Below are 19,425 nucleotides of genomic sequence, written 5' to 3'. Positions count from 1 at the left end.
AATGATACAGGCAATTACGTCACTTCAGCCGCTTCAAACAGCTTCACCTGCAGCTCAGCTGCAGCAGTCTCAGGAAACCGGCTTTTCTGAAATGCTTAAGCAGTCAATCAATCAGGTGAATGCGATGCAGGTTAAATCAGACGGAATGACAGCAGCGCTTGCAGAGGGTAAAAATGTGCAGCTGCAGGATGTCATGATAACAGCCGAAAAAGCAAGCGTGGCCATGCTGACAGCCATTGAAATCAGAAATAAAGCTGTTGAAGCCTATCAGGAAGCAATGAGAATGCAAATCTAATCATACATAACCAGCAATGTAGCCGGTCTGCTGCACGCAAGCTGTCTTTATCGGGGGATTTCAACGAATGAATCAAAAAGTAACAGAATTCAGAATGAAAACCAGACAATTTTGGAATGAAAGGTCAAAAGCGCAAAAAGGTTTTATGATTGGCGGTGCGGCAGCTTTGCTGCTTTTTGCTGTGATTGCAGGCTATATGGCAGCAAATCCGAAGCTGGTGCCGCTGTACAGGGACTTATCACCCAATGAGACAGGCCAGATCAAAGAAACGCTTGACTCGCAGGGTATACAATCAAAAATTACGGACAATGGCTCGACCATCATGGTGCCTGCCGAAATGACCGACACGCTGAAAGTGGAGCTTGCAGCAGAGGGCATACCAAACAGCGGGGTCATTGATTATTCCTTTTTCGGACAGAACATTGGATTTGGGATGACCGATAATGAATTTGATGTTTTAAAACTGAAGGCGACTCAGACAGAGCTTTCGAACCTGATGAAGGGGATCGAGGGGGTTGATGATGCAAAGGTCATGATCAATCTACCGAAAGAATCAGTTTTTGTCAGTGAGGACAACGGTACAGCCACTGCATCTATTGTGCTCAACACAAAACCTGGAGTTCAGCTCGATCAGGCCAACGTGAATGCTTTGTACCATTTAGTATCAAAGAGTGTTCCGGGATTATCCACTGATAATATCGTCATCATGGATCAGAATTTTGAGTATTTTGATTTGAAAAGTGATGAAAATATGCCGCTTGCCGAAAACATCAGTTCCCAGCACGATTTGAAGTCGAAGATTGAAAAAGACATACAGCGGCAAGTTCAGAAAATGCTCGGAACGATGATGGGCCAGGATAAAGTTGTGGTTTCGGTCACTGCAGATCTTGATTTCACTCAGGAAAAGCGGGAAGAAAATCTTGTCGAAGCAGCTGATGAAGAAAACAATGAAGGTTTGGCCGTGAGCGTTGAACGGATTACAGAAACCTACAGCGGAGAGGGTGCCGGTGCAGGCGGAGTAACCGGGACGGGAGAAGATGATGTTCCCGGATATGAAGCCGTTCAGGGCGAAGGTTCAGGAGATTATGAAAAAGTAGAAGAACGAATCAATAATGAAGTCAATCGTGTGAAAAAAGAAATTACAGAAAGTCCATACAGAATCAGGGATCTGGGCATACAGGTCATGGTTGAACCGCCTACTGCAGATGACCCAGCCTCTCTGCCTGCACAAAGCGTCGCAGACATCCAGCAGCTTCTTGGATCAATTGTCCGGACTTCCATCGACAAAGATCCTCAGGCTGATCCATTAACTGCTGAACAAATAGAGGAAAAGATTTCTGTATCTGTTCAGCCGTTTGCCGGAAAACAGACAATGGATACTGAAACGGCCCGTTCAATCCCGTTATGGCTATATATCGCAGGAGGCGTAATGCTCCTTGTCATTGCGATTCTTCTGGTTTTACTGTTTAAAAGAAATAGAAAAGAACCAGCTGAACCGGAAGAAGAGGAAATATTCTATCAGGAGAAAATGATTCTTCCTGATGTAAACGATGCACCTGAAAGCGAAGGGGATGTCAGGAGAAAGCAGCTTGAAAAAATGGCGCGGGATAAACCGGAGGACTTTGCCAAACTGCTCAGATCATGGCTGACGGAAGAATAGGAGGTTACTCATAAATGGTTAAACGAGCAAGCAAATTGACAGGCAAGCAAAAAGCCGCCCTCCTTCTGATTTCTCTAGGTCCTGACGCAGCCGCATCGGTTTACAAGCATCTTTCTGAAGAAGAAATTGAAAAGCTTACATTAGAGATTTCGAGTGTAAGAAATGTAGATTCTCAGAATAAAGAAGGAATTATTGAAGAGTTTCATCAAATCGCGATGGCTCAGGAATTCATTTCCCAGGGCGGCATTTCATATGCGAAACAAATTCTTGAAAAAGCGCTTGGAGAAGAGCGGGCTTCAAGCATTATCCACCGGCTTACATCTTCCTTACAGGTAAAGCCGTTTGATTTTGCGAGAAAAGCTGACCCGGCCCAAATCTTTAATTTTATTCAGGGAGAGCACCCGCAAACGATTGCGCTCATTCTCTCCTACCTTGATCCGGTACAGTCAGGACAGATCCTGTCCGGTCTGCCGCATCAGCAGCAGGCGGATATTGCAATAAGGATTGCTAAAATGGACAGGACCTCACCGGAAATTATCAATGAAGTGGAACAGGTCCTTGAGAGAAAGCTCTCTTCTGCTGTCACACAGGATTATACGCAGACAGGCGGAGTGGAAGCGGTTGTTGAGGTGCTGAACGGTGTTGACCGCAGTACAGAAAAGACCATCCTTGATTCTCTTGAAATTCAGGATCCTGAGCTTGCAGAAGAAATCAAAAAACGGATGTTTGTTTTTGAGGATATTGTCACACTCGACAGCAGGGCCATTCAGCGCGTCATCAGAGATGTAGAAAACGAAGATCTGATGCTGTCGCTTAAAGTCGCAAGCGAAGAAGTGAAGGAAATTGTGTTCAAGAACATGTCCAAGAGAATGGCAGACACATTTAAAGAAGAAATGGAATTTATGGGTCCAGTCAGACTTCGGGATGTAGAAGAAGCACAATCACGCATTGTCTCTGTTATCCGCAGACTTGAGGATGCAGGAGAAATTGTCATTGCCCGCGGCGGGGGGGATGATGTCATTGTCTAATTTAATTAAATCAGACCGAGCCGCAGCAGAACAGGGCAAAAAAGCCATAATTCTAAGAACGGTCCTGTCCGCACCAGCTGAGAAAATAGATCCCGAGATGGTCATGCATCAGGCAAAAGCAGACGCTGATCAGCTGCTGGAACATGCCAGAGTTCAGGCAGACAGAATTCTAAAGCAGGCGCAAGACGAGCAGGAAAAATGGATCAGTGAAAAAAAACAGCAAGAACTAGTGGCAAGAGAGGAAGGGTTTCAAGCCGGTTTTGAGGCGGGCAGACAGGAATCCCTGCAGCAATACAGCTCCTTTCTCTCAGAGGCAAAAACCATTGTGGATCAGGCAAAAGAGGATTACATAGAAAAAGTGTCCCAATCAGAAGAGACCATTATTAATCTGGCCGTGAAGCTTTCTGAAAAAATCATGTTCATCAAGCTTGAAGAGCATCCTGCCTGCTTTGCCGAACTAGTTAAAAAAGCTTTGCATGAAGTCAGAGAACATCCGGAAATAAAAGTGTTCGTTAACCCGCTTTATTACAGCAGGCTTCTCAAGCAAAAAAGCGAGCTGGAAGATGTGTTGCTTTCCAGGGCTGATCTGTTCATTTATCCTGACGAAAGTCTTCAGGAAGGAAGCTGCGTGATTGAATCTCCTGCCGGCACAATGGATGCCGGCGTTGATGCCCAGCTGAATCAGCTGAAAAAAAGCATGCTTCAGCTGATTGGGGAGGATTGACGGTTTGAAAGCAGCAGACTTGCTTCTAAAGATAGATTCAATGGATTCATTTAAAAGATATGGAAAAGTAAGCAAGGTAATCGGGCTGATGATTGAATCCAAAGGTCCGGAAAGCTCAATTGGCGACCTTTGCTACATTCATACGGGTACTTCTAAGGAAATGAAAATAGCTGCAGAAGTAGTGGGTTTCAGAGATGAATATGTTCTGTTGATGCCGTTTGAGCATGTGAATCAGATCTCACCCGGAAGTCTTGTTGAAGCAACAAACGAGCCTCTGAAGATCAAAGCGGGAATGGGGCTGATCGGCCAGACAGTTGATGCATTCGGTCTTCCCTTTAATCAATCACCGCTGCCAAAAGGCCTGACGCCAATATCAGCTGAACAAAATCCGCCAAACCCTATGAACCGTCCGCCAATCAATGAGACGATGGAAGTTGGGGTCAGAGTTATTGACAGTCTTTTGACAGTTGGAAAAGGACAGCGTGTCGGCATTTTTGCAGGAAGCGGTGTTGGAAAAAGCACGCTTCTCGGAATGATTGCAAGAAACACAAAAGCAGACCTGAATGTCATTGCCCTCATAGGTGAACGCGGGCGGGAAGTTCGTGAATTTATTGAAAAAGACCTTGGTGAAGAAGGACTCAAAAGGTCCATTATTGTGGCTGCTACATCTGATCAGCCTGCCCTGATGAGACTGAAGGCTTCTTATACAGCTACTGCAATCGCAGAATATTTCAGAGATAAAGGGTTAAATGTGATGCTGATGATGGATTCTGTCACCCGTGTTGCCATGGCGCAAAGGGAAATTGGCCTTGCAGCAGGAGAGCCTCCGACCACAAAAGGGTACACGCCTAGTGTCTTTGCCGTCCTCCCGAAGCTTCTTGAACGGACCGGAACAAATGAACATGGCTCCATTACCGCTTTTTATACAGTATTGGTTGACGGGGATGATCTGAATGAGCCGATTTCAGACACGGTAAGAGGAATTCTTGACGGCCACATCGTTCTTGACAGAAATCTTGCAAATAAAGGGCAATTTCCTGCAGTCAATGTGCTGAAAAGCATCAGCCGTGTGATGAGCCAGATTGTCCCTGCTGAACAAAAGAAAAACGCTTCAAAGCTAAGGGATCTGCTTGCTGTCTATTTAAACTCTGAGGACTTAATTAACATAGGCGCATACAAGCGCGGAACCAGCAGAGAAATTGACGAAGCGATCAGGTATTATCCGAAGATCCTTTCTTTTCTGAAGCAGGATGTGCACGAAAAAATCTCATTTGAACAAAGTGCGGAATACCTGCAATCACTGATTGAAATAGGAGATAACACGTGAAATACGCTTACAGGTTTCAAAAAATTCTTGAACTTAAAGAAATGGAAAAAGATCAGTCTCTTGAAGCTTATCAGTTATCGGTAGCAGACTTTGAGAAGGCTGCTGAAAAGCTGTATACATGCCTGAAGAAAAAAGAAGTGCTTGAAGAAAAAACGCTCTTTCAGCTGAATTCGGGCATGCCGGTTCAGGAAATCCGGCACTTTCAGCAGTTTGTATCAAATCTTGAAAAAACAATTTCACACTATCAGAATCTCACAGCAGCAGCAAGGAAGAGAATGAATGAAAAGCAGCAAGTTCTCACAGAAAAAAATATAGAAGTAAAAAAGTACGAAAAAATGAAAGAAAAACACCGCGAAGTCTATGTGCGCTGGGTGAAAGACACTGAAATCAAGAGTATGGACGATCTTTCTGTCCAGTCTTATGCCGTGCGGGGGAATTAGGTGAAAAGTGAAAGTGAAAAACGATGAAAAAGAAACTGGAAAATTCCAATGGCTGCTCTTTGTTGTCATCATCCCTTTCTTTTTTACGGTAACCTTCATTGCGGTCATTTTAACTGTTGCGGGAATTGACGTAACCGGAAAACTAAAAGAAACTGCCGCGCTTCTGCCGGGAATCCCCGCAGAACAGAAAACATCCGGTCATGCAGAGTCTTCTGCAGAAAAGGAACTCAAGGAAGAAAATGAGCTTCAAAAATCGGAAATAAAACGACAGCAGCAGGATATAGCTGCCCTTGAAAATGACAGGGACTTAAAAGAGGAAGAGATTCAGCGGCTGAGCCAGGAAATTAGATCCATGGAAGAACAGCTGAAAGCGGCAGCAGCCGAAGAGGAAAACGGACGGGACATCGCCAAACTTTACAATAAAATGACAAGTAAAAAAGCCGCGGCGATCATTCCGCTGCTTTCTGATGAAGAAGCATTAAAGATTCTGAAAGCTATTGGTGATGAACAAATTATTTCTGTTTTGGAAAAAATGAGTCCGGAAGACGCCGCTAAATATACAAATATGCTTTCAGATTCCTAGTTTGCAAGAGACAAGGGGGATGCAGGTTGAAAATTACGTTTTCGGCAGGCCCGGTTTCGGTCATGAACAATGACGGCAAGACGGGTTCAGGGGTACAGGTTTCCTTTTTATCTTTACTGCTCGGTTCTGCAGGGGCGGCAGGAAGTACTGAGACAGGCGGACAAGTTGACTCGTTTAATGAGAAAAATGAATACGTGGATCCCGAATTGGCAGATGCATTCAAAGAGCTTATCAAGGAACTCGCAGTAAATGAAGCCGTCATGCCTGAAGGAACTGTAAATGGCCTGCAGACGCTTACGCCGGCTGCGGAAAACACGATTTCTGAACAGACTAAAACCGGGTTAGGCAGGTTTTTGATAAAAGAAACAGAAACTGCGGCTGAGCAGGCTGATTATCCTAAAAAAACAGTAGTAAAGGTTCAAAACGAAGCAGGTGAATTCATTGGACCTGAAAGCAAGGAAGGTTTTGCAGGAGGGGATGCTCCAAAACATCAAGCTGAAGCAGGCGGAATTTCACATAATATGACCAATGCGCATATCGCTCCCGAAGCACATTTTCAGCGGAAGAAAAAAACGGCAAATGAAGACTCCGGGATTACTGAAACGATGAGGATGAGTCAGCATTCAGCAGATATTGCTGCTTCTCCACATCCGGTTCGGGTCGGAGAACAAAGAGCAATAACTGGACAGAACATGCAACAGGCGGAAAACACCGACGAAGCAAACCTGCTTACTACAGCAGAAAAATACGCAGCGGCAGAAGTCAAGGCAGATCTTTTCACAGGCAAAACTAACACTCCTCCAGCTTTCGGATATGTCAGACAAACGGCAGGACAGGAATCATCTATAGTCCAGGAAAAGTCTGCTGAAAAGGCACAATTTTCTGCACAAGTTATGGGTGAAAATAGTGAACCTCACGTTGCTATGTTGCAAAATCCTCAGCATGCAAATAGCATTAACCGCCATGGTGATTTAATGAACGCGTCAAGGGGACATGCACCACAAACATTTTCTGGCGGGGCAAGCACATTGTTCAGTCAATCTTCTGAGGCGGAAACCTTAGAAGGAAATATACTCGCTGCCATTAAGCAAGCAATAAAAGATGTATTGAAAGTAGGGCCTTCAGACAAAAACAGTAAGAGCAATGAGGCCATGGACTTTGAAAATCAGCAGGACATAACGATTATTAATAAGAATGCGATTGATAAACTTACGTCCATTTTAAAGCCTCTGCATCGTATTTTTTCTGCAGGCGGAGAACAGGGTCTTGCCCGACTTATTGAAGAGATAAGTGCTGCAGTAAGGACAGACTCGGATAGAACGATATCTTCACTGAAAAATCTGCAGTCTCAACTCGAAGGGAATCAGCTCCTTCAAGTCCTTCATAAAGCCAGTTATACAGAACAGCCTGCCATTGGCCGTCTTCCGCTGAAAAAAGAAATAGATGCAGGCGGGGGAAAACAGGAGGCTGTCCATCAGCTTCTGAGTAAAGGCTATTTCAGACCGGCTGCAGTTGAATCCAGCAATGGGACCAGGCCGCAGACTCCTGATTCCATGGGTAATTTTCAGGCAGACCTCAAACAGTTGGAGGTAAATGTGACGGAGAATCACATGCGCAGTCCAGGCTTACCGGAAATGAAGAATGAATGGCAGCAATTGTTTAACAAGGACGGGAACAGTACTGTGCATCAGCCTTCACCGGGACTTACTGAGGTAAAGCTGAATGCTTCCCCTGAACTAAAAGAGCATCAGGGCGAGCCGGTTAAACGGGAATTTTCAGCCCAGATCACCGAGGTGTTCAAAAGAGCAAAACCTGCTTTTGCAATAAACGGATTTTCCCAAATGACAATCAGACTTGCACCTGAGCATCTTGGCCTTCTGACAGTAAAGCTTCAAAGACTGAACGGGGAAACGACGGCAAAAATTATTACCTCAACCTCTTCTGCAAAAGAGCTTGTGGAACATAGCATTCAGCATCTCAAAGCCGCCCTTCCGGCGTTTCAAATTGCTGTAGACAGATTTGATGTATACGGGGAGCAGCCAGACTTGTTCCGGGAACGTGATCAAGACGAAAGGCAGCCGGAAAAAGAACAGGGTGAGGAAAAAGACCGCGCTGAAGAGACTGATTCATTTAAAGATCATCTGAACATGCTGACATAAAAGGAGATAAACAATGGCTCAAAATACGATTGACTCGGGACTTTTCCTTTCTTCAACTGCAGCTGTCAGAACTGGAGGAAAATCAAGTCTCGGAAAAGATGATTTCCTGAAAATACTTATTGCACAGCTGCAAAACCAGGATCCTCTTAATCCAATGGAAGACAAAGAATTTATATCTCAAATGGCAAGCTTTTCATCACTGGAGCAAATGACCAACTTGAATACACAAATGAGCAGCTTCATACAGGTTCAGGTGAATGACGGCATCTTGAAATACTCTGAGATGATCGGAAAGCAGATTGACTGGAAAACAGAAGACGGTGAAGCAAAAACAGGAATTGTTAAATCCATTAAACAATCGGGACCGGATATTATTCTTGAGATGCAAAACGGAGACGAAGTGCCAAGTGCTTTCGTCACAAAAGTAACGGAAGCATCCGCTTCCTAAAGCGTGCAAATAGGTCAAAAAAGATAAAAAACCAGGGAGAGATTATATATGTTGCGTTCATTGTACTCAGGAGTAAGCGGAATGAAAAACTTTCAAACAAAGCTTGATGTTATCGGAAATAACATCGCAAACGTCAATACGTACGGATTCAAAAAAGGCCGAGTGACTTACAAAGATCTTATGAGCCAGCAAATGGCAGGTGCAAGTGCTTCAACTGCCAACACAAGCGGCATGAATGCTAAGCAGGTTGGTCTTGGATCGGCACTAAGTTCAATTGATACGATTCACACCGGGGGCGCTAATCAATCAACAGGACGGACTCTTGACCTTGCGCTTGCGGGAGACGGATTTTTTGCGGTTGGGACGATTAAGGGAAGTGTTGATTTTACTACAAATAGGATTACCGGACCTATTGAAGATGCTGTTGATTTAAGTTACACAAGAGCAGGTAACTTCTACCTTGATGATCAGGGATACCTTGTTACTGCAGACGGCTACTACTTAATAGGTGAAGCTGGTCAAAAAACAAATACTGGCTTTGGAACAGGTACAAGTAATTCTGCAGGACTTATTCAAATTCCTCTGGATGCAAAGAGCTTCAATATTGGACCTGACGGAACGGTTTCTTTTGTTGATTCAGGTGGTCAATTACGAGTCAGCGGCCAAATACGCGTAGCGAATTTTGCGAACGATGGAGGGCTTGAAAAAGTTGGAGGAAATCTTTATAAAGAGTCAAGCAACTCAGGAACTATCGATAAAAACAACAATAATACATGGGAATTAGCTGAATTTGATATCCCTGGCCAAAACGGTTCAGCAACAATCATGACTGGATTTTTGGAAATGTCCAACGTAGATCTCGCAGAGGAATTCACAGACATGATCGTTGCACAGCGCGGTTTCCAGTCCAATACAAAAGTGATTACCACTTCAGATGAAATACTTCAGGAACTGATGAACTTAAAACGATAGGTTAGGGGGCAGGGGGCTGTACCCCGAATAAATTGATTTTACTGACTAGATTGAACGGCAAACCGTTTAGACTGAATGCCATTTATATGGAACAGATAGAATCCTTTCCCGATACAACCATCACACTGACAAATGGAAAGAAATTTGTAGTGAAGGAATCTGAAGCAGAGGTTGCAGAGAGAATCAAGAAGTTTTACCGGGAGATTCATATCATGCATGCAGCTGCTTCTGCGGAGGTGAAGGAAGATGAATAAAAAACTAATGACGATCATGCTTGTCATTATTACGTCGATCACGCTTGTAGGGGTGACAGCACTTGTTATCGTAACAAATTTCATGGGTACTGCTGAAGCAAAAGAAAAAGGACCATCCATTGATGATGTCATTGCTCAATCATATGATCTTCCCGAAATCACGACCAATCTCTCAAGCGATAATATTGTCCGGCTTTCCTTTAAGCTTGAAACGGACAGCAAAAAAGCGAAGGAAGAGCTTGAAAAAAGAGAATTTCAAGTAAGAGATATCATTATTTCTGAGCTTTCAAGCATAACAGCTGAAGAACTAGATGGAAAAGAAGGCATGAACGCATTTAAAAAGACGGTACAAAAACAAGTGAATGAATTACTGCAAAAGGGCGAAATCAAGAAGGTATACACAACCTCCTATATTATCCAGTAATCTTGCAAACATTCTGTGCAGAGGAGGTGTGAATGATGTCAAGCGAGATACTGTCCCAGAGTGAAATAGATGCCCTGCTGTCTGCAATCTCTTCTGGAGAGATGGATGCAGATGAACTGAAAAAGGAAGAAACGGAAAAGAAAGTAAAAGTTTACGATTTTAAAAGAGCGTTGCGCTTTTCAAAAGACCAAATCAGAAGCTTAACTAGAATTCATGAAAATTTTGCAAGGCTTTTGACAACGTATTTTTCAGCTCAGCTCCGCACGTACGTTCAAATTACCGCCGGAGCCGTTGACCAGCTGCCTTATGAAGAATTTATCCGTTCAATCCCAAAGATGACCGTTTTAAACGTATTTGAAGCAAGGCCTCTGAATGGCAGAGTCCTAATGGAAGTAAACCGGAACATCGCCTATGCCATGATGGACAGGCTGATGGGCGGCCATGGTACTGGAATAAGCCACTCGACTTCATTGACTGAAATTGAGACGAAAATTATGACAAACCTGTTTGAAAAATCTCTCGATAATTACAGAGAGGCCTGGGGCTCTGTGTATGATATTGAACCAGCGGATATGAAGCTTGAGGTGAATCCGCAGTTTCTTCAATTGGTATCCCCAAATGAAACTGTCGTTGTTATCTCATTAAACACGCAGATTGGCGATACCAGCGGGATGATAAATATTTGCATACCTCATGTCGTTCTTGAGCCGATCATGCCGAGGCTAAGCGTTCATTTTTGGATGCAATCCGAGCGGAAAGAGCCAAAAGCAGCTGAAGTGAACGCTCTTGAGAAGAAAATTCATGGTGCTGAACTTGAGGTAACAGCGGAGCTCGGACATTCAGAGATAACCGTACAGGAGTTTTTGGATATTTCGGCAGGAGATGTCATTCAGCTTGAAACGTCAATAGATCAGCCTTTAATCATTAAAATTGGAGACCAGCCAAAATTCATCGGACAGCCCGGAAAATTAAAGCGCAAATCGGCTGTGCAAGTATTGGGACAATACCAAGGGGGGCAAAAAGAAAGTGAGTAACGGGATGTTATCTCAGGATGAAATCGATGCCCTGCTGAATGGCAGCGGGAGCAGCGACTACGATTCTGACAATTTAATAGAAGATTACCTTACATTAATGGAGCAGGACACAATTGGCGAAATCGGAAATATTTCGTTTGGAAGTTCTGCAACAGCGCTGTCGACTCTTCTTCAGCAAAAAGTGGATATCACAACACCGACAGTGTCAGTCATTCAAAGACAAAAGCTTGCGGATGAATTTCCGCATCCATATGTCGCGATCGAAGTGAATTACACAGAAGGTTTTACAGGAAGCAACTTGCTTGTGATTAAACAGAGTGATGCAGCCATCATCGCGGATTTAATGATCGGCGGAAATGGTGAAATTACGGATACTGAGCTAAATGACATCATGATCAGCGCTGTGCAGGAAGCTATGAATCAAATGATGGGTTCTGCAGCTACATCTATGTCTACGATCTTCAATAAAAAAGTCGATATTTCTCCTCCATCTATTGAATTGCTGGATTTAAAAGGCGGAGAAGGGACTGAGGCGCTTCCACAGGATGATCCTTTTTTGAAGGTTGCATTCAGAATCAAAGTGGGAACTCTGATCGATTCCGAAATCATGCAGCTGCTTCCCCTCCATTTTGCTAAGGGGCTTGTAGATGAACTGATGAATCCCCCAGAACCGGCAGCAGCAATTGAGACGATGCCTAATACGGCATATCAGCAGCAGGCTCCGCCTCAAAAGCCTGTTCAGGAGGAACAAATCCAGTACAAACCTAATCCTAAACCTGTAGAAGTAAAACCGGCAGAATTTTCTTCATTTGACGGGGTGGCTGCTCCTAAAAACGACATGAAAAATCTTGATATGCTGCTTGATATTCCGCTTAAAGTAACGGTTGAACTTGGCAGAACGAAGCGTTCAGTGAAAGAGATTCTTGAACTGTCCGCAGGGTCCATTATTGAACTTGATAAACTTGCAGGAGAGCCTGTAGATATACTGATCAACAATAAAATTGTTGCACAGGGAGAAGTTGTAGTAATCGAGGAAAACTTCGGAGTGCGGGTGACAGATATCCTTAGCCAGTCCGAACGCTTGCACAGATTAAAGTAATTTTGAGGGAGAGACGAATATGGCACATAAAATTATGATTGTGGATGACGCAGCTTTTATGAGAATGATGATCAAAGATATTTTGACAAAGAACGGGTTTGATGTTGTTGCAGAGGCTTCTGACGGGGCGCAGGCAGTAGAAAAGTACAAAGAACACCATCCTGATCTTGTCACAATGGACATAACAATGCCCGAGATGGACGGAATAACGGCATTAAAAGAAATTAAAAAAATGAATCCTCATGCGCGGGTTATCATGTGTTCGGCCATGGGCCAGCAGGCGATGGTTATTGATGCGATTCAGGCGGGCGCGAAGGATTTTATCGTGAAGCCGTTCCAGGCAGACCGGGTGCTTGAAGCAATCAATAAAACATTAAGCTAAAGGGAGAATACCAGCACGTGAATACAAAATGGCTATGGTTTTTGCTGTTCTTCTGTCTCTGTCTGCTTGTTAATGGGCCCGTTCAAGTTTTCGCCGGACAGGAATCAGGAACCGTTTCTGACTGGGTGAAAAACGACCGGCCTTCAGGTCCTGAAGCCCAGAAGGAAGACACGGCTGCTCCCGGTGTATCAGCATGGGATTTTATAAAAATGATTCTTGCTACTGGTTTTGTTCTTTTCTTAATTTATATGCTTATAAAGTTTACAGCAGGAAAAAACAGGATTAACGCTTCATCCAAATACATAGAGAATCTCGGCGGAACAAATGTGGGGCAGAACCGGAGTGTACAGCTGGTGAAAGTCGGCGGCAGTATTCTTGTCGTCGGTGTTTCAGACAGTGTTCAGCTGCTGAAGGAAATAGATGATGAAGAAGAATGCAAAGAAATTGTCCGGCTCCATGAAGAGAAGTTTATGCAGCACAGGGTTCAGCCTGAGTGGGTTAAAAACCTGTCCGGATTGGCCGGGGCATCCAGCTCCCGGGAAGAAAAACCTTTGGCTTCATTTAAAGATCAGCTTCTTCAACTGAGAAAAGACCGGCAATCCGCACTGGAAGACATAAAGAGAAAGGACAGCAAAGAATGAACGAATTTATAGAAATATTCAGCTCAAGCGATGCTGCGAATGTAAGCACATCTGTCAAGCTGCTGCTTTTGCTGACTGTCCTTTCTCTCGCTCCAAGCATTCTGATTTTGATGACATGTTTCACAAGAATCATCATCGTGCTTTCATTTGTCAGAACGTCGCTTGCCACACAGCAGATGCCTCCTAATCAGATCCTGATTGGAATTGCTTTGTTTTTAACTTTTTTTATCATGGCCCCGGTTTTTTCTGATATTAATCAGCAGGCGCTGACACCTTTATTCAATGAAGAAATCGGTCTTGAAGAGGCATACGATAAAGCTTCACTTCCGCTCAAGGAATTTATGAGCAAACATACAAGGCAGAAAGACCTTGCGCTGTTTCTTCAATATGCCAATCTTGAAAAGCCCAAGTCAGTTGAAGATATCCCTTTGACTGCACTTGTTCCTGCATTTGCAATAAGTGAAATCAAGACAGCCTTTCAAATTGGATTTATGATTTTTATTCCTTTTTTGGTCATTGATATGGTTGTAGCTAGTATTTTGATGTCTATGGGGATGATGATGCTTCCTCCCGTGATGATTTCTCTGCCATTTAAAATCCTTCTTTTCGTTCTTGTGGATGGGTGGTACCTGGTTGTGAAATCATTGCTTCAAAGCTTTTGAACAGGAGATATAAGATGAGTTCTGAATTTGTTATTTCTATAGCAGAAAAAGCGATTTATACAACGCTGATTATTTGCGGGCCGCTGCTTGCCATTGCACTGATTATTGGACTTGCAGTAAGTATCTTTCAGGCCACAACTCAAATACAGGAACAAACGCTTGCGTTTGTTCCGAAAATTGTCGGGGTTCTTGTCGGGCTGATTTTTTTCGGTCCATGGATGCTGTCTACAATCATTTCGTACGCACAGGACATTTTCGGCAACCTTGACCGGTTTGTAGGATAAGAGAATGGATGTAATAGAGTATTTTCCGGCATTTTTGCTTATTTTTGCAAGAATGAGCGCTTTTTTTGTCACAATGCCGCTGTTTTCCTACAGAACGATTCCGCAGCAGCACAAAATTGGTTTTTCATTCTTTTTATCAGTCATTGTTTTTTCATCTGTTCAGCCGGAACCTGTAGAAATAGGCGGAGAATTTGTTCTGCTGGTGCTGAAAGAAGTGCTTATTGGCCTCTTGATCGGGTTTTCTGCTTACTTGATGCTCGCGGCTGTCCAAATCGCCGGAAGTTTAATTGATTTTCAGACGGGCTTTGCTATTGCAAACATTATTGATCCGCAAACAGGGTCTCAAAGTCCGCTGATCGGGCAGTTTCTGAATGTCATGGCGCTATTGTTCATGCTGAGCATAAATGCACATCATTTGCTTTTGGACGGCGTGTTTTACAGCTATCAATTTATTCCTCTTAAAGGAGAATTGTTTCCTCTCGGTGATGGAAGTGCTGCACTATTAATTACGAAAGCATTCAGCGCAATGTTTCTGATCGCATTCCAAATGTCCTTTCCGGTCGCTGCTTCTCTTTTTTTGGTGGACCTTGCCCTTGGGATTACTGCCCGGACTGTTCCGCAGCTGAATATTTTCGTCGTTGGCCTGCCTCTTAAAATCGGAGTCAGCTTTGTAATGCTTATTCTCGTTATGGGATCTATTTTTATGCTCATTCAGCATGTGATGGAAATGATGATTGAAACGATGAGAAATTTGATGCAACTTTTTGCCGGAGGCTGACATGGATTTTATAAAACTGGACCTGCAATTCTTTTCAGGAGAAAAAACAGAAAAAGCCACCCCGAGAAAACGCGAAGACGTCAGAAAAAAGGGGCAGGTTGCAAAGAGCGCAGATGTAAATACAGCCATCGGTCTCCTCGCTGTATTCCTTGCCTTTCTGTTTATTGGACCATATATGATGAAGCAGCTGCTCGCACTGATGAAATCTTCGCTGCAGGAGACCTTGCTGCTTCAATTGTCCGAGAAAAATGTACATGAATTAATGATACAGATTGCTGTTCAGTCCGCGTATATGGCTGGACCGATTATGGGGGTTGCCCTGGTTGCGGGAGTTGCAGCGAATTACATGCAGGTCGGGTTTTTGTTTTCAACTGAAGCGGTGCAGATGAAACTGGAAAAAATCAATCCAATTCAAGGGTTTAAGCGGATCTACTCGCTTAGAGCTGTCGTTGAACTGCTGAAATCCATTTTGAAAATATCATTTGTCGGGGCTGTCACTTTTTCCGTCATTTGGTTTCAGATGGACGAGATTCTGTCCCTTTCAAAGCTGTCGGTTGAAAAAGCGTTTCTCTTTGTTTCGAAGCTTGCCTTTCAGATGGGGCTGTTCGCATCCATTGCTCTCCTTTTTCTCTCGCTTCTCGATTATTTTTATCAAAAATATGATTTCGAGAAAAATATCCGGATGTCAAAACAGGATTTAAAGGACGAGTTTAAAAAATCCGAGGGAGATCCGCTGATCAAGTCGAGAATTAAGCAAAAGCAAAGGGAAATGGCAACACGCAGAATGATGCAGGATGTACCTGGGGCAGATGTCGTGATTACAAATCCGACTCATTACGCAATTGCCCTTAAATATGACGAAGATAAAATGGATGCACCCGTTCGTTGTTGCTAAAGGAGTCGATTTTGTCGCTCAGAAAATCAAAGAAACGGCGAAAACAAATAATGTGACGATGATTGAAAATCGTCCTTTAGCCAGAGCGTTATACGATCAGGTTGATATCGGCAGGGCTGTGCCGGAAGAATTTTTTAAAGCGATAGCTGAAATTCTGGCTTACGTGTATCAGCTGAAAAATAAGGGGTAAGAACCTGCAATGCCTGCGTTTTCATAGAAAGAGAGGTACCTGATGCAAGCAAAAGATCTGACTGTATTGCTTAGTGTTATTTTAATTGTTGCGATGCTCATTATTCCGTTCCCTACATGGCTGTTAAGCTTGCTGATCATGCTTAATATTACACTTGCTCTTCTTGTGCTGCTGACCTCCATGAACATGAGGGAGCCGCTGGATTTTGCCATTTTTCCATCCCTGCTGCTACTCTTGACATTGTTCAGGCTCGGACTGAATGTATCGACAACCCGCGCGATTCTCTCTCATGGTGAAGCCGGGGGAGTTGTTGAAACATTCGGAACCTTCGTTGTAGGCGGAAATGTCATTGTTGGATTTGTTGTGTTTCTTATTCTTATTATCATTCAATTTGTCGTCATTACAAAGGGTTCTGAGCGTGTCTCAGAGGTTGCTGCCCGCTTTACGCTTGATGCGATGCCGGGAAAGCAGATGAGTATTGATGCAGATCTCAACGCCGGTGTCATTTCCGAACAGCAGGCAAGATCACGCCGCGAAAAAGTATCCAGAGAAGCAGATTTCTACGGAGCAATGGATGGTGCGAGCAAGTTCGTAAAGGGAGATGCGATTGCCGGCATTATCATTGTCATCATCAACATGATTTTCGGAATCATTATCGGCATGATGCAGCTTGGCATGGGTTTTGGCGACGCTGCATCCCACTTTACAATGCTCACAGTCGGAGACGGGATTGTCAGCCAGATTCCTGCGCTGCTTATCTCGACTGCAACCGGTATTGTCGTAACAAGAGCAGCTTCAGATGGAAATCTGGGATCGGATATTACAAGTCAGCTTTTCGCCTATCCGAAAATGATGTATGTAGCTGCAGGAACGATTTTGCTTCTTGGACTGTTTACGCCAATCGGATTATTTGTGACAGTCCCGATCGCTGCCGCTTTTGGCGCAGGCGGATACATTATTTCAAAATCAAAAGAGAAACTCCCTGAAACAGAAGAAGCTGCTGAGGAAGAGATCGAACTGGATGAAATGAAATCACCGGAAAGTGTCGTGCAGCTGCTGAATGTGGATCCAATTGAGTTTGAATTTGGCTATGGCCTTATTCCGCTTGCAGATGCAAATCAGGGCGGAGACCTGCTTGACCGGATTGTCATGATCAGAAGGCAGCTTGCCATTGAACTCGGGCTTGTTATTCCTGTTGTCCGCATCCGTGACAACATTCAGCTTCAGCCGAACGAATACAGACTTAAGCTGAAAGGGACCGAGGTCGCGAAGGGTGAAATTCTTCTCGATCATTTCCTCGCGATGGCCCCAGGTATTGAAGATGATTCAATTGAAGGGATCGATACGATTGAACCTTCATTCGGCCTGCCTGCAAAATGGATCACTGAAGAAAACAAAGATGCGGCGGAAATGTTCGGTTATACAGTTGTTGATCCTCCGTCCGTTGTATCGACTCATATGACAGAAACAATTAAAAGACATGCGCACGAGCTGCTTGGAAGACAGGAAACGAAACAGCTGCTGGATCATCTGCGGGAAACGTATCCTATCCTTGCTGAAGAGGTTACGCCTTCCCCGCTTTCCATTGGCGACATTCAGAAGGTGCTCTCCAAGCTTTTAAAAGAAAAAGTATCCATCCGCAATCTGCCGGTCATCTTTGAAGCACTTGCGGACTACGGGAAATTGACATCAGATCCTGATTTGCTCTGCGAGTATACGAGACAGGCACTTGCAAAGCAAATTACTGGTCAGTATACAGCCGGAGATACTTTAAAAGTAGTCACTCTGTCAGGAAAAGTGGAAAAAGCAGTCGCTGACGGTGTTCAGCAGACCGAGCACGGAAATTATCTGGCAATGGATCCGGATCTTTCCCAGGCCATTATTGAATCCATTGCTAAAGAGGTAGAGCAGCTTTCCCTGCAGGAGCAAACACCGATTCTGCTCTGTTCTCCTGCCGTAAGGATGTATGTAAGGCAGCTGATTGACCGTTACTTTCCTCAGCTTCCTGTGCTTTCCTACAATGAGCTTGAAGCAAATGTTGAAGTTCAGAGCGTTGGGTTGGTGAATATTGCATGAAGGTGAAAAAATTTCTTGCTGCAAATATGCAGGAAGCGATGCAGCAAATTAAAAACGATCTTGGCAAGGATGCTGTTATTTTAAGCTCCAAGCATGTTTATAAAGGAGGAATACTCGGTTTCTTTGCCAAAAAAAAGGTTGAAGTCATCGCAGGGCATGATCCGGATCCTGTCTTCAGGACAATGCCGGCACCAAAGAAGGAGCCGCCTCAGGAAGTTCTTTCAGAAACCTCTCTGCTGAGCGAAATGAGAGAAGTTAAGAGTCTTGTAAAATCGCTCCGTGAACAAGAAGAAGCGGTCAATCTGCCTCAAGAGCTGAAAGAGCTTGAACGGCTTCTGGCAGAAAAGGAAGTGCAGGGGAGAGCAGACATTCTCTCTGAACTTAGAGATATGGAAGGGGAACGGTCCTTGCAGGACTGGGTGCAAAAAGCTTCAGAAATCATGGCTGAGAAACTGGCCGCCTTCCCTTTTAATGGGATTTCTCATGAGAAAAAATATATTTTGGCCGCCGGTCCTACTGGAGTGGGGAAAACTACAACTCTCGCAAAGCTTGCAGCTGAAAGCATGTTAAAAGAAAAGAAAAAAATTGCCTTTATCACAACTGATACATACAGAATTGCAGCGATTGACCAGATCAGGACCTATGCAGGTATTTTAAATGCTCCGCTCAAAGTCTGCTATACCCCTGAAGATGTGAAGGAAGCAAAAGAAGCTTTTGCTGAAATGGATGCCGTATTTATTGATACAGCCGGAAGAAACTACAGGAACAAATTGTTCGTTCAGGAATTAAAGGATCTGCTTGGAGCGGATGATGACACAGAAACCTATCTTGTGCTCTCCGCTGCTTCCAAGTACAGCGACATGCAGGAGATCTACATGAATTTCAGTGCAATGAATCCGGAAAAGCTGATTTTTACAAAGATTGATGAAACAGCTGCTAAAGGTTCACTGTATGATTTCGTTCAGTTTGCCGGGCTTGGCGTTTCATACTTTTCTAATGGCCAGAACGTTCCTGATGACATCATGCCGGCTTCCGCAAAAATGATGGCAGAGGAGATTATGAGGTAGAAA

The 19,425-nt window shown here is 44.0% G+C and carries 23 protein-coding genes; all 23 read left to right on the top strand.

Annotation, left to right across the window (positions count from 1 at the left end; genetic code table 11):
• The first annotated feature begins 1 nt into the window (after position 1).
• The 23 genes from fliE to RKD52_RS12320 all read left to right on the top strand — a co-directional run bounded on the left by fliE (position 2) and on the right by RKD52_RS12320 (position 19,422).
• Positions 2-295, top strand: a complete 294-nt coding sequence (fliE, locus tag RKD52_RS12430) for a flagellar hook-basal body complex protein FliE (RefSeq protein WP_454099963.1) — start codon at positions 2-4, stop codon at positions 293-295.
• Positions 296-362: 67 nt separating this feature from the next.
• Positions 363-1,955, top strand: coding sequence for a flagellar basal-body MS-ring/collar protein FliF (fliF, locus tag RKD52_RS12425; RefSeq protein WP_454099962.1), 1,593 nt, complete (start codon positions 363-365; stop codon positions 1,953-1,955).
• A 14-nt stretch (positions 1,956-1,969) separates the two neighbouring features.
• Positions 1,970-2,983 (top strand): flagellar motor switch protein FliG, encoded by a 1,014-nt coding sequence (fliG, locus tag RKD52_RS12420; protein WP_454099961.1) that lies wholly within the window; start codon positions 1,970-1,972, stop codon positions 2,981-2,983.
• The gene (gene fliH / locus RKD52_RS12415; protein WP_454099960.1) at positions 2,976-3,707 is read left to right on the top strand and encodes a flagellar assembly protein FliH; all 732 of its coding nucleotides are present in this window, start codon (positions 2,976-2,978) and stop codon (positions 3,705-3,707) included. Before fliG ends, fliH begins: the two co-directional genes overlap by 8 nt.
• A 4-nt stretch (positions 3,708-3,711) precedes the next feature.
• Entirely contained in the window at positions 3,712-5,034 is a 1,323-nt protein-coding gene (gene fliI / locus RKD52_RS12410; RefSeq protein ID WP_454099959.1) for a flagellar protein export ATPase FliI, read from the top strand.
• Complete coding sequence (gene fliJ, locus RKD52_RS12405; protein ID WP_454099958.1) at positions 5,031-5,474, top strand: flagellar export protein FliJ; 444 nt, start codon at positions 5,031-5,033, stop codon at positions 5,472-5,474. The genes fliI and fliJ overlap by 4 nt, the downstream gene beginning before the upstream one ends.
• Before the next feature lie 13 nt (positions 5,475-5,487).
• Entirely contained in the window at positions 5,488-6,057 is a 570-nt protein-coding gene (locus RKD52_RS12400) for a MotE family protein (RefSeq protein WP_454099957.1), read from the top strand.
• Between the two features lie 26 nt (positions 6,058-6,083).
• Positions 6,084-8,216, top strand: a complete 2,133-nt coding sequence (locus RKD52_RS12395; protein WP_454099956.1) for a flagellar hook-length control protein FliK — start codon at positions 6,084-6,086, stop codon at positions 8,214-8,216.
• A gap of 13 nt (positions 8,217-8,229) precedes the next feature.
• Positions 8,230-8,664 carry a flagellar hook assembly protein FlgD gene (flgD, locus tag RKD52_RS12390; protein ID WP_029565606.1) on the top strand — a complete coding sequence of 145 codons (435 nt, stop codon included), beginning with the start codon at positions 8,230-8,232 and terminating at the stop codon, positions 8,662-8,664.
• Between the two features lie 48 nt (positions 8,665-8,712).
• Positions 8,713-9,636, top strand: coding sequence for a flagellar basal body rod protein FlgG (gene flgG, locus RKD52_RS12385; protein ID WP_454099955.1), 924 nt, complete (start codon positions 8,713-8,715; stop codon positions 9,634-9,636).
• Positions 9,637-9,668: 32 nt separating this feature from the next.
• Positions 9,669-9,890 carry a flagellar FlbD family protein gene (locus tag RKD52_RS12380; protein WP_369733113.1) on the top strand — a complete coding sequence of 74 codons (222 nt, stop codon included), beginning with the start codon at positions 9,669-9,671 and terminating at the stop codon, positions 9,888-9,890.
• Positions 9,883-10,314 (top strand): flagellar basal body-associated protein FliL, encoded by a 432-nt coding sequence (gene fliL / locus RKD52_RS12375; RefSeq protein ID WP_029281318.1) that lies wholly within the window; start codon positions 9,883-9,885, stop codon positions 10,312-10,314. The genes RKD52_RS12380 and fliL overlap by 8 nt, the downstream gene beginning before the upstream one ends.
• A gap of 35 nt (positions 10,315-10,349) precedes the next feature.
• Complete coding sequence (gene fliM, locus RKD52_RS12370; protein ID WP_454101207.1) at positions 10,350-11,348, top strand: flagellar motor switch protein FliM; 999 nt, start codon at positions 10,350-10,352, stop codon at positions 11,346-11,348.
• On the top strand, positions 11,341-12,447 hold the full coding sequence (gene fliY, locus RKD52_RS12365) for a flagellar motor switch phosphatase FliY (protein WP_454099954.1): 1,107 nt from the start codon (positions 11,341-11,343) through the stop codon (positions 12,445-12,447). The genes fliM and fliY overlap by 8 nt, the downstream gene beginning before the upstream one ends.
• Positions 12,448-12,466: 19 nt before the next feature.
• Complete coding sequence (locus RKD52_RS12360; RefSeq protein ID WP_369733116.1) at positions 12,467-12,829, top strand: response regulator; 363 nt, start codon at positions 12,467-12,469, stop codon at positions 12,827-12,829.
• Positions 12,830-12,846: 17 nt separating this feature from the next.
• On the top strand, positions 12,847-13,470 hold the full coding sequence (locus RKD52_RS12355) for a flagellar biosynthetic protein FliO (protein ID WP_454099953.1): 624 nt from the start codon (positions 12,847-12,849) through the stop codon (positions 13,468-13,470).
• Positions 13,467-14,132, top strand: coding sequence for a flagellar type III secretion system pore protein FliP (gene fliP / locus RKD52_RS12350; RefSeq protein ID WP_029281308.1), 666 nt, complete (start codon positions 13,467-13,469; stop codon positions 14,130-14,132). The genes RKD52_RS12355 and fliP overlap by 4 nt, the downstream gene beginning before the upstream one ends.
• 14 nt (positions 14,133-14,146) lie before the next feature.
• Positions 14,147-14,416 carry a flagellar biosynthesis protein FliQ gene (fliQ, locus tag RKD52_RS12345; RefSeq protein WP_369733119.1) on the top strand — a complete coding sequence of 90 codons (270 nt, stop codon included), beginning with the start codon at positions 14,147-14,149 and terminating at the stop codon, positions 14,414-14,416.
• A gap of 4 nt (positions 14,417-14,420) precedes the next feature.
• Positions 14,421-15,194, top strand: coding sequence for a flagellar biosynthetic protein FliR (gene fliR / locus RKD52_RS12340; protein ID WP_454099952.1), 774 nt, complete (start codon positions 14,421-14,423; stop codon positions 15,192-15,194).
• A 1-nt stretch (position 15,195) separates the two neighbouring features.
• Entirely contained in the window at positions 15,196-16,089 is an 894-nt protein-coding gene (locus RKD52_RS12335) for an EscU/YscU/HrcU family type III secretion system export apparatus switch protein (RefSeq protein ID WP_454099951.1), read from the top strand.
• Positions 16,067-16,279 carry an EscU/YscU/HrcU family type III secretion system export apparatus switch protein gene (locus RKD52_RS12330; RefSeq protein ID WP_454099950.1) on the top strand — a complete coding sequence of 71 codons (213 nt, stop codon included), beginning with the start codon at positions 16,067-16,069 and terminating at the stop codon, positions 16,277-16,279. The genes RKD52_RS12335 and RKD52_RS12330 overlap by 23 nt, the downstream gene beginning before the upstream one ends.
• 42 nt (positions 16,280-16,321) lie before the next feature.
• Positions 16,322-18,355, top strand: a complete 2,034-nt coding sequence (flhA, locus tag RKD52_RS12325) for a flagellar biosynthesis protein FlhA (protein WP_454099949.1) — start codon at positions 16,322-16,324, stop codon at positions 18,353-18,355.
• Positions 18,352-19,422: a flagellar biosynthesis protein FlhF gene (locus RKD52_RS12320; RefSeq protein WP_454099948.1), complete on the top strand. Its 1,071-nt coding sequence runs from the start codon at positions 18,352-18,354 to the stop codon at positions 19,420-19,422. Before flhA ends, RKD52_RS12320 begins: the two co-directional genes overlap by 4 nt.
• Positions 19,423-19,425 lie beyond the last annotated feature (3 nt).

The sequence above is a fragment of the Metabacillus sp. SLBN-84 genome, from assembly GCF_053629595.1.
The sequence above is the reverse complement of the archived record's forward strand: the minus strand, read 5'-3'. Positions and strand labels throughout refer to the sequence as shown.